Below are 10,279 nucleotides of genomic sequence, written 5' to 3'. Positions count from 1 at the left end.
TGCTGTTCCCCGCCGGTGTCATGTTCTTCAACTCGACCCGCGACATCTCGCTGTCGGGCCTCGACAAGGGCTCGGTCGGCTTCGACAACTTCGTGACGGTGTTCACGTTCGCCGAGTTCTGGCCGATCATCTTCCGCACCGTGGTCTGGGTCGTCGTGGTGGTCGGGTTCACCGTGATGATCTCGCTCGGACTCGCGCAGATCCTCAACAAGGCCTTCCCCGGTCGCCAGATCGTGCGCATGGCCGTGATCGTGCCGTGGGCGGCATCCGTCGTGATGACGACCATGGTCTTCTACTACAGCCTCGAGCCGTACTTCGGGGTCTTCAACAAGTTCCTCTACGACATCGGGCTGTCCGATGACGCCGTCGGCTACGGGTGGACCAAGAACCCGGCGACCGCCTTCGCGTGGTCGATCGTGATCGCGGTGTTCGTGTCGCTGCCCTTCACGACCTACACGATCCTCGCGGGCCTGCAGACGGTTCCGGCCGACACCCTCGAGGCCGCGAAGATGGACGGCGCGGGCGCAGCCCGCACCTACTGGACGATCGTGTTGCCGCAGCTGCGCAGCGCTCTCGCCGTGGCCGTGCTCATCAACATCATCAACGTGTTCAACTCGCTGCCGATCCTCAAGGTGATGACGGGCTCGATACCGGGCTACGGCGCCGACACGATCATGACGATGATCTTCAAGTACATCGAGCTGCAGAAGAAGGTCGACGTCGCGAGTGCGCTCTCGGTCGTCGCCTTCCTGATCGTGATCGTGATCGTCGCGATCTACGTCAAGGCCGTCAAGCCCATGAAGGAGGTCTGATCATGACCCTGACCGAGACCGCCCTCGTCACTACCGCCGGCGACGACGCCGCACCCCGCATCCCCGGCCGCAAGCGCCGCTACACCGAAGACCAGGTGACGCTGCCCCGTGTCATCCTGCGCATGGCCGCCGGCATCCTGGTGCTCGCGATCTTCGTGCTGCCGTATCTGATCATGTTCTTCGGCTCCGTGAAGACGAAGTCGCAGATCCGCTCGGTCGACCCGACGTACCTCCCCGTGGAATGGCACTGGGAGAACTACCTCACGATGTGGTCGACCCCCGAGACGCCACTGCCGTACAACCTCATCTCGACGATCATCATCTCGGTGTTCGCGACGCTGCTCGTGCTCGTGGTCTCGCTGCCGGCCGCGTACTACACGGCCCGGTTCACCTTCCCCGGGCGCATGGTCTTCCTGTTCCTCGTGATCGTGACGCAGATGCTGCAGCCCGCCGTGCTCACCTCGGGCCTGTTCCGCCAGTTCACCGTGCTCGGACTCAGCGACACATGGGCGGCGATGATCTTCATCAACGCGGCGTTCAACCTGTCGTTCGCGGTGTGGATCATGCACTCGTTCTTCGCCGGCATCCCGAAGGAGATCGACGAGGCGGCGCAGATCGACGGGGCGGGACGCTTCACCGTGCTGTTCAAGATCAACCTGCCGCTGGTCTGGCCCGGCATCGTGACGGCCATCGTCTTCACGTTCGTCGCCTGCTGGAACGAGTTCGCCGCCTCGCTCGTGATCCTCTCGACCGACAAGAACCAGCCGCTGTCGGTCGCGCTCACGAAGTTCGTCGGCCAGTACGAGACGAGCTGGCAGTACGTGTTCGGCGTCTCGATCGTCGCGATCCTGCCCGTCGTCATCCTGTTCATGCTCATCGAGAAGCGCCTCGTCGGCGGCCTGACGGCCGGCAGCGTCAAGTAGCGCTTTCGAATCGCTCACTTTGCGGTTTCGGAACTCTCGTTTCTGCAAAGTGAGCGATTCGAAGCACAGCGGCGTCAGGATGCCGGACGCAGCTGCGCCGGGCTCCACCGCACCCCGAGAGCACTCGAGAGCGCGACCTGCGCGACGCCGGTCGCGATCGACGCGTCGGCATCCGCGTACCGCACCGGCACGTTCACGGTGCCCGTGGCGGTGTAGTCGATCTCGGCCTGCACGAGTCCGAGGAATCGATCGCCGAGCGCGCGAGCGGGGCCGCCGATCACGACCTCGGCCGCATCGAGCACGGCGGCGATGAGCTTGACGGTGCGAGCCAGGGCCCGCGCCCCGTCGGTCAGCAGCCGATCGTCGGCACCCCCGGCGAGCGCGGCGATCGTCTCCGCATCCATCGCGTCATCGAACTCGTCGCCGAGCATGGCCGTCAGCGAGGCGACCGACTCGAGGCACCCGCTGCGGCCGCACCGACACTCGCGCGCCTCGTCGCCGAACTGCACCTGCACATGCCCGATCTCGCCCGCACGGTCACGGGGTCCCGGTGCGAGCTCGCCGTCGAGCGTGACGGCCGCGCCGATGCCCGTGCCGATGTGGATGAACAGACGGTATCCCGACGACTCGTCCTCGATGGCGGCCTCTGCGATCGCCTCGGCGTCGACGTCGTTGACGAGCAGCACGGGCACACCGAGCAGTTCCTCGAACCGGTCTGCGAGGGGCACGTCGGTCCAGCCGAGCTGCACGCTCTCGAACACACGGCGCCCGTCGGTCGTTCCGGGCAGCTGCACTCCCGCGACGAGAGGGCGCTCCGGGTACTCGGCCGCGATGTCCGCGACAGCGGCGTCGAGTATCCGGTCGCGCGTGGTGTCGGTGTAGACGACTCGTCGCGTGTCGACCTCGGTGCCGTCGAGCGCGATCAGGGCGATGCGGGCGTCGGTGGGTCTGATGACGACCACGACCAGCAGGTGATGCCCCCCGTCGATGCTGAGCGTCGTCGGCCGCTTGCCGCCGGTGCTCGCGGCCTGCTCGCCCTCGACGACGAGCCGCAGCTCGATGAGCTCGGCGACCAGGGACGAAGCCGTCGCCGCCGTCAACCCTGTCGCTCGGGCGATGCCTGCGCGGGTCTGCGCCCCCGGGCCACTGAACACGAGTTGCAGAGCGCGGCGCAGGTTCGCGCGGCGGACCGCGGCCTGGGTGTCGAGCGTGTCGTCGCCGTTCAGCATGGGGTGATTCCCGATGTCGGATTCGATTGACAGACCAGGGGTTCCTGCGTACCCTCGGTCATAGTTTATTCAATAAACTTAGTTCGGTCCCCGGGCGAGTGAGTGCTGCACACACTGTCACTCGCCCGGACGACCGGATCAACGCCCTTCGGCGGCTTCCGTGTGATGGCGGATCACCTCGGCCACCACGAAGTTGAACCACTTCTCGGCGAACTCGGGGTCGAGATGCGCCTGCTCCGCGAGCGACTTCAGTCGTGCGACCTGCTGCTCCTCACGACCCGGATCGGATGCCGGCATCTCATGCTCGGCCTTGAGCTGCCCGACCTGCTGCGTGGCGCGGAACCGCTCGGCGAGCATGAAGATGAGTGCGGCATCGATGTTGTCGATGCTGGAGCGCAGTCGGAGGAGTTCAGCCCGGGGGTCTTCGGCAGCGGTCATGCCCCTACTTTACGGAAGCAGCGGCCACCCCTGCCGCTATCGTGAGCACATGACCGAAGACGAGAAGATTCCGGCCACGGGCACGACGGACGCCGCATCCGAGCGCACGTCCTCTGCGGCGTCCGAGATCCCGGATGCCGCGGCACTGCCCGACTTTCCCGGAGCGACCGCCACGTCGACCGTCGCGGTTCCCGTGGAACAGGTCGGCGGCGCCGCATCCGTCCGCCGCGTGGTCGTCGAGCCCATGACGCCGAGCCGCTCGTTCTGGACGCGCATCGACCGGCCGTTCGTCTTCGGCTTCCTCGTGACACTCGGCGGACTCGCCGCGATCGTGCTGGGCCTGGCAGTGGCGAACCTGTCGACGGTCATCATCTACATCGCCCTCGCCATGTTCGCGGCCCTCGGCCTCGACCCCACCGTGCGGATGCTCGAGAAGCGCGGCCTCTCGCGAGCGATCTCGGTGGTCGTCGCGATCGTCGGACTCATCATCGTGGCGGGCCTCGTCGTCTGGATGGTCGTGCCCGTCGTGATCGAGCAGATCGCGAGCTTCATCCGCTCGGTGCCCGGCATGATCCAGGAGTTCATGCGCTCCGACATCTACGCGACCCTCGAGGACCAGTTCGGCGACCAGTTCGAATCCCTCGTCAACGACGTGCAGCAGTTCCTGACGGACCCCGGCAACATCGCGGCGATCGGCGGCGGCGCCCTGCAGGTCGGCGCCTCGATCGCCAACGCCATCTCGGGCATCATCGTCGTGCTCGTGCTCACGCTGTACTTCCTCGCGACGCTTCCGTCGATCAAGACGGGCCTGCTGCGCCTCGCCCCGGCGCGCGATCGTGAGCGCGCGAGAGACATCACCGACCAGATCACCGATTCGGTCGGCGGCTACGTGATGGGAATGGTCATCCTCGCGTTCTGCAACGCCGTGCTGGCGTTCCTGCTCTACTTCTTCCTCGGCCTGCCGTTCCCGCCGCTGATGGCGACGGTCGCCTTCTGCATCACGCTGATCCCGCTCGTGGGATCCGTGCTGTTCTGGATCATCGGCAGCACCCTCGCACTGTTCACCGACCCGATCGCCGCGCTCGTGTTCGCGATCGTCTACCTGATCTACATGCAGATCGAGGCGTACGTGATCACGCCGCGCGTCATGAACCGCGCGATCTCGATCCCCGGATCACTCGTCGTGATCGGCGCTCTCGCGGGCGGAACGCTGCTCGGACTGCTCGGCGCCCTGGTGGCGGTGCCGGTCGCGGCATCCATCCTGATCATCATCAAGCAGGTGCTGATACCCCGGCAGGACGCCCGGGTCTAGCGGGCTCACCCGCCAACGCAGAAGTGCCCGACCCCACAGGGGGCCGGGCACTTCTGTGTGAAGACGACTCGAACTCAGACGAGGTCGTTGTCCTCGAGCCACTTCTTGGCGATGTCGGCAGACGACTGCTGGTCGACCGTGCTCAGCACGTTGAGTGCGACGAGCTCCTCACCGGTCAGCTTGGCGCTGATCGCGTTGAGCACATCCGACACGTCATCGGCGATGTCGCTCGAGACGATCGGAACGACGTTCGACGAGATGATCAGGTTCTCAGGGTCTTCGAGCGCGACGATCTCCTCGGTCTCGAAGGCCGGGTCGGCGGTGTAGATGTCGGCGACCTGGATCTGACCGGCGAGCAGCGACTCGAGCGTGGTCGGGCCCGTGGCCGAGAACGTCAGGTCGACTCCGTAGACCTCCTTGGCCGCCGCCGGGCTGTACGGACGCTGCTCGAATTCGGGCGCCGCGCCGATCGTGACCTCAGAGGTGACCTTGCTGAGGTCGCCGATCGTGGTCAGGCCGTTCTCCTCGGCGAAGCTCTTCAGCACCGTGTAGGAGTCCTGGTCGGATGCTTCGGCGAAGTCGAGGGCCGTGAGGCTCTCGGGCAGGGCCTCCTGCAGTGCCGCGTAGACGTCGTCGGGGCTGGTGACGTCGATCTCGTCGTCCGAGATGTACTCGAGCAGGCTGCCCGTGTACTCGGGGAAGACGTCGATGTCGCCGGACTCGACATCGGGCATGTACGCGTCGCGCTGACCGATGCTGAGCTGCTTATCGACGTCGAAGCCGGCGGCCTCGAGTGCCTGGGCGTAGATCTCGGCGATGATCTCGTTGGAGTAGTACGCCTGCGAGCCGACGACGATCGTGTCGCCGCCGCCCGAGCTCTCGCCCGAGTCGGCGGGCTCGCCGAGCGACTCGCTCGAGCCGCAGGCGGACAGGGTGAGTGCCGCCGCGGCGACAAGGCCTACGGCGAAGACAGAGCGCTTGCCTCGTGCTGTGAACATGGACTTCCTCTTCTCTGGGGGACTTCTGGAACTGCTGTGCTGTGGATTCAGGAGGTGGCGGGCTGGGTCACGACCGACGTCGGCCCGGACTCGGCGGCGGACGGGTCGGTGGTGGAGGGCTCGGCGGCCGGCGTGAGCGAACGCGAGCGTCGACGAGAGGGCCGCCCGCCGGTGCGGAGCCCCCTCGGCACCGCGAGGTGCTGGGCTGCGGCCAGCAGCAGGTCGACGATCAGAGCCAGTGTGGCGACGAGGATCGCTCCCGCGAGCACCTGGTCGAAGCGCTGCAGCGGGATGCCCTGGATGATCGGGTACCCGAGCCCGCCCAAGCCGACGTACGCGGCGATCGTGACGGTCGCGATGACCTGGAGCAGGGCCGACCGGATGCCGCCCACGAGCAGCGGAAGACCGAGCGGCACCTCGACCTTCCAGAAGATCTGCCAGCCCGTCATACCCATGGCCTTCGCCGAGTCGATCACCCGTCGGTCGATGGCCTCGAGCCCGGTGTAGGCACCGGCGAGCAGAGACGGGATCGCAAGCAGCACGAACGTCGTGACCGCGGCCTGGGGAACGCGGAGCACACCGAGCAGGAGCACGAGGAGGATCATGAGGCCGAAGGCAGGGATCGCGCGCGCCGCGCCCGACACCGCCACCGCGATCTCTCGCCCCTTGCCTGTGTGACCGATGAGCCAGCCGAGCGGCACGGCGATGGCGGCCGCGATGACCACCGAGATCGCTGTGAGCGTCAGGTGCTCACCGAGAAGCTTCGGCAGCGCGTAGTTGCCGGTCCATTGGGCCGGGGCGAGCATCCAGGCGAATGCTTCGAGGAAGAGGTTCATGCGGGAGCCCCCACCGCGACGGGCCGCGCCGCGCTCGTCTTCGTCGTCGCACGCGTCCACGGCATGAGAGCCCGACCCGCGAGCAGAAGCAGCAGGTCGATCACCAGGGCGATGACGACGACGGCGATGATTCCGGCGAACACCTCGGCGATGATGCGGCGATCGAGGCCGTTGGTGAAGAGGTAGCCGAGGTTCGTGATGCCGATCAGGATGCCGACGGTCGCGAGCGAGATGGTGCTGACCGCAGTGACCCGCAGACTCGCCAGGATCACCGGGCCGGCGAGCGGGAACTCGACCGCCCAGAAGCGCCGGAAGGACCCGAATCCGGTGGCGGTCGCCGCCTGGCGGATGTCGTCGTCGACGGAGTCGAGGCCGTCGGAGACCCCCCGCACGAGGATGGCGATGGCGTAGATCGTCAGCGCGATGATGAGGTTGGTCTCACTGCGGGCAGAGTATCCCGCGACCGACGGCAGCAGGATCAACAGCGCCAGCGAAGGGATCGTGTAGAGCAGCCCGGTGAGCACGATGATCGGACCGCGCACGAGCTTGAACCTCCACGCGACCCAGCCGAGGGGCAGCGAGAGCACGAAACCGAGCACGATCGGGATGATGCTCTGACGCAGATGCACCAGAGTCAGGTCGAGGATCAGCCCGAGGTTGTCGGTGACCCAGTTCACGCGCGCTCGCCCTGCACAGCGCCGAGAGCGGCGGCATCCGGCCCTGCGAGAGGACCGTCGGACTTCTCGACATCGGCCACGATCGCACCCTGTGTGCGCCCCTCGGAGTCGACCACGACGGTGCCGTGCGGGGTCTCCCTGAGGTGCAGTGCGCGACGCCCTCGGTCGGCGCCGATGAACGATGCCACGAAGTCGTCTGCGGGGTTCTCGATGATCTCGCTCGGGCTGCCCACCTGCACGATGCGCGCACCCTTGTCGAGGATCACGACCTGATCGCCGAGCAGGAACGCCTCGTCGATGTCGTGGGTGACGAAGACCACCGTCTTGTCGAGCTCGTGCTGCAGCCGGAGCGTCTCCTGCTGCAGGTCGGCGCGCACGATCGGGTCGACCGCGCCGAACGGCTCGTCCATGAGCAGGATGTTCGGGTCGGCGGCCAGCCCGCGGGCCACGCCGACGCGCTGCTGCTGTCCACCCGAGAGCTGACTCGGGTACCTCTCGGCCAGCGACTGGTCGAGTCCGACCGTCTTGAGCAGCTCGCGAGCGCGCTCGTGCGCCGGCCCCTTCTTCACACCGGTCAGCCGCAGCACGGTGGCGACGTTGTCGATCACCGTGAAGTGCGGCATGAGGCCCGAGTTCTGCATCACGTAGCCGATGCGGCGACGCAGCGCTACGGGGTCGCCGCCGAGAACGCTCTCACCGTCGATCTCGACCTCACCCGAGGTCGGCTCGACCATGCGGTTGATCATGCGCAGCAGAGTGGTCTTGCCGCATCCCGAGGATCCGACGAACACCGTCGTCTTGCGCGACGGCAGCACCAGGCTGAAGTCCTTGACGGCTGTCGTGCCGTCGGGGAACTGCTTGGTGACGTTGCGGAACTCGATCACGATTATTCTCCGTAGGGTCGATCGACGAGACGGGCGTCAGCGCCGCGGCTGCGGCATACAGAGGTCATTCGGAGACGTCGACTCGCGGGTCGAACGCGACGAACCCCGAGAAGTCCTTGCCGACGCGGTCGAAGGCACTCGGGTACGGGGTCGGGTACGACCACGCGTAGTCGGTGTGCAGCTCGCCACCGGCCTGCACCGAGAAGTACTGGGCCGCGCCCTTCCACGGACACGTGTACGGGGTGGGGCTCTCGACGAGCACGCCCTCCGCGATCGACGCGGGCGGGAAGTACCAGTTGCCCTCGATGCGTGCGAGATCGCTCTCGTCTGCCTCGGCGATGACGGTTCCTGCGAGTACAGCCTTCATGGTCCTGCCTCCTCGGATGTGGGTTCGAGCGTATAAGAGGTCTACGACATCGGGTTCAGGGTTGCGCCCGATGCCGTCAATGTGAGAAACAATCCTGCGCCGGGCACGCCGATCGCGCCAGGCCTCTCGTCGACTGTTCGGAGCGGATGCCCGAGCGGATGGCCATGATCGGCATCCGCTCTGCGCATCCGCCCATGATGGTCATGCCGACTGCCGCCCGTATCCCTCGAGCAGCCGCAGCCAGACCTCGCTGATCGTCGGGTACGAGGGGACCGCGTGCCACAGCCGCGCGATCGGCACCTCGCCGACGATCGCGATCGTCGCGGCCTGCACGAGCTCGGCCACCTCGGGCCCCACGAAGGTCGCACCGATCACGACGTCGCGGTCGGTATCGATCACCAGGCGCGCCTGCCCCTCGAAGCCGTCCTCGTAGAGGCTTGCTCCGGCGACCCCGCCGAGGTCGTAGTCGACGACCGCGACCTCATGGCCGGCCGTGCGGGCGTCGGCCTCGGTGAGCCCGACCGATCCCACCTCGGGAATCGAGAACGTGACCTGCGGGGCGCCCGCGTGGTCGGCGGTCGCGACGTGACGTCCCCAGGGAGCGTCGTCGACGGCGTCGCCCTTCGCGCGGGCCGCGATCACGTCGCCCGCAGCCCGAGCCTGGTACTTGCCCTGGTGGGTGAGCAGCACGCGCCCGTTCACGTCGCCGACGGCGTAGAGCCAATCGGAATCCGGCACCCGAAGAGTGTCGTCGACCGTGATCCACCGGCCCGCCTCGAGACCCACGACGTCGAGGCCGATGTCGCCGCTGCGCGGAGAGCGTCCCGTCGCGACGAGCACCTCGGTCGCGGTGACGCTCGATCCGTCGTCGAGCACGATCGTGACCCCGTCGTCGGCGCGGCTGACGCTCGTCGTGCCGGTCTCGGTGCGCACGTCGACGCCGAGCTCCTTGAGTCCCGCCGCGACGCGCTCGCCCGCGAACGGCTCCATCGAGCCGAGCAGACCGCTGCGGGCGATGATCGTGACCGTCGAGCCGAGCGCCGCATACGCCGTCGCCATCTCGACCGCGACGACTCCGCCGCCGATCACGGCCAGCGACTCGGGAAGCTCCTCGGCGCTGGTGGCCTCGCGACTGGTCCACGGCGACGACTCGCGCAGCCCCTCGATCGGCGGGATCACGGCATCCGAGCCGGTGCTGATCGCGACCGCATGACGAGCGCGGAGCACGCGGGTGCCGCCGTCGGAATCCGTCACCGTCACCTCGCGTTCGCCGGTGAGCCGACCGTGGCCGCGCGCCAGGTCGATGCCTGCGGAGTCGAGCCACTTCACCTGACCGTCATCAGACCAGTTGCTCGTGAACGAGTCACGTCGGTCGAACACCGCCCGCACGTCGAGCTTTCCGGTCACCGCCTCTTTCGATCCGGCGACGTGCTGCGCCGCGCGCAGCGCCTGAGCCGAACGCAGCAGCGCCTTCGACGGCATGCAGGCCCAGTACGAGCACTCACCGCCCACGAGCTCGCTCTCCACGATGATCGCGGTGAGTCCGGCCTGCACGGCACGGTCGGCGACATTCTCGCCCACAGGCCCTCCGCCCAGCACGATCAGGTCGTATTCGTCGGTCTTCTCAGCAGCCATGTGGTGCACCTCTCCGTCGCCCAGTCTTGCTCAGAACCAACGCCGAGTCACGGGGTGGTGTTCCGCCGGGAGTTGTGGTGGGATGCTCCGGGCGCGTCGCCGGGCTCGGCCGATCTCAGTTCACAACTCAGCACGGAGGGCCGGATCCGCCGCGGAGCGGCCCTGTCG

General features: G+C 67.3%; 11 protein-coding genes. 3 read left to right on the top strand and 8 right to left on the bottom strand.

Annotated elements, in window-relative coordinates:
- Positions 1-812: sugar ABC transporter permease (locus RTM68_RS14095; RefSeq protein ID WP_312172000.1), on the top strand; the 812-nt coding region annotated here is incomplete at its 5' end.
- Positions 813-814: 2 nt separating this feature from the next.
- Complete coding sequence (locus tag RTM68_RS14090; RefSeq protein ID WP_312171998.1) at positions 815-1,735, top strand: carbohydrate ABC transporter permease; 921 nt, start codon at positions 815-817, stop codon at positions 1,733-1,735.
- A 74-nt stretch (positions 1,736-1,809) separates the two neighbouring features.
- Here the strand turns inward: RTM68_RS14090 and RTM68_RS14085 are convergent, their stop codons facing one another.
- Positions 1,810-2,964: an ROK family protein gene (locus RTM68_RS14085; RefSeq protein ID WP_312171995.1), complete on the bottom strand. Its 1,155-nt coding sequence runs from the start codon at positions 2,962-2,964 to the stop codon at positions 1,810-1,812.
- Positions 2,965-3,102: 138 nt separating this feature from the next.
- Positions 3,103-3,402: a chorismate mutase gene (locus tag RTM68_RS14080; protein WP_194764482.1), complete on the bottom strand. Its 300-nt coding sequence runs from the start codon at positions 3,400-3,402 to the stop codon at positions 3,103-3,105.
- A 49-nt stretch (positions 3,403-3,451) separates the two neighbouring features.
- Between RTM68_RS14080 and RTM68_RS14075 the strand changes: the two genes are divergently transcribed.
- Entirely contained in the window at positions 3,452-4,714 is a 1,263-nt protein-coding gene (locus tag RTM68_RS14075; RefSeq protein ID WP_312171993.1) for an AI-2E family transporter, read from the top strand.
- 74 nt (positions 4,715-4,788) lie between these two features.
- On the opposite strand, the gene RTM68_RS14070 is transcribed toward RTM68_RS14075, so the two are convergent.
- The 6 genes from RTM68_RS14070 to RTM68_RS14045 form a co-directional block, all read right to left on the bottom strand.
- Positions 4,789-5,712, bottom strand: coding sequence for an ABC transporter substrate-binding protein (locus tag RTM68_RS14070; RefSeq protein WP_312171991.1), 924 nt, complete (start codon positions 5,710-5,712; stop codon positions 4,789-4,791).
- A 47-nt stretch (positions 5,713-5,759) separates the two neighbouring features.
- Positions 5,760-6,548, bottom strand: coding sequence for an ABC transporter permease (locus RTM68_RS14065; RefSeq protein ID WP_309692738.1), 789 nt, complete (start codon positions 6,546-6,548; stop codon positions 5,760-5,762).
- On the bottom strand, positions 6,545-7,225 hold the full coding sequence (locus tag RTM68_RS14060; protein WP_312171987.1) for an ABC transporter permease: 681 nt from the start codon (positions 7,223-7,225) through the stop codon (positions 6,545-6,547). The genes RTM68_RS14065 and RTM68_RS14060 overlap by 4 nt, the downstream gene beginning before the upstream one ends.
- Positions 7,222-8,109, bottom strand: a complete 888-nt coding sequence (locus RTM68_RS14055; protein ID WP_312171984.1) for an ATP-binding cassette domain-containing protein — start codon at positions 8,107-8,109, stop codon at positions 7,222-7,224. Before RTM68_RS14055 ends, RTM68_RS14060 begins: the two co-directional genes overlap by 4 nt.
- A 64-nt stretch (positions 8,110-8,173) precedes the next feature.
- Complete coding sequence (locus tag RTM68_RS14050; RefSeq protein WP_312171982.1) at positions 8,174-8,476, bottom strand: DUF427 domain-containing protein; 303 nt, start codon at positions 8,474-8,476, stop codon at positions 8,174-8,176.
- Between the two features lie 201 nt (positions 8,477-8,677).
- Positions 8,678-10,111, bottom strand: a complete 1,434-nt coding sequence (locus RTM68_RS14045) for an NAD(P)/FAD-dependent oxidoreductase (RefSeq protein WP_312171980.1) — start codon at positions 10,109-10,111, stop codon at positions 8,678-8,680.
- Positions 10,112-10,279: the final 168 nt, after the last annotated feature.

The sequence above is a fragment of the Microbacterium sp. genome, from assembly GCF_031988965.1.
Taxonomy (GTDB): domain Bacteria; phylum Actinomycetota; class Actinomycetes; order Actinomycetales; family Microbacteriaceae; genus Microbacterium.
Note: the sequence above shows the minus strand (reverse complement) of the source record. Positions and strands in the feature narration are given on the sequence as shown.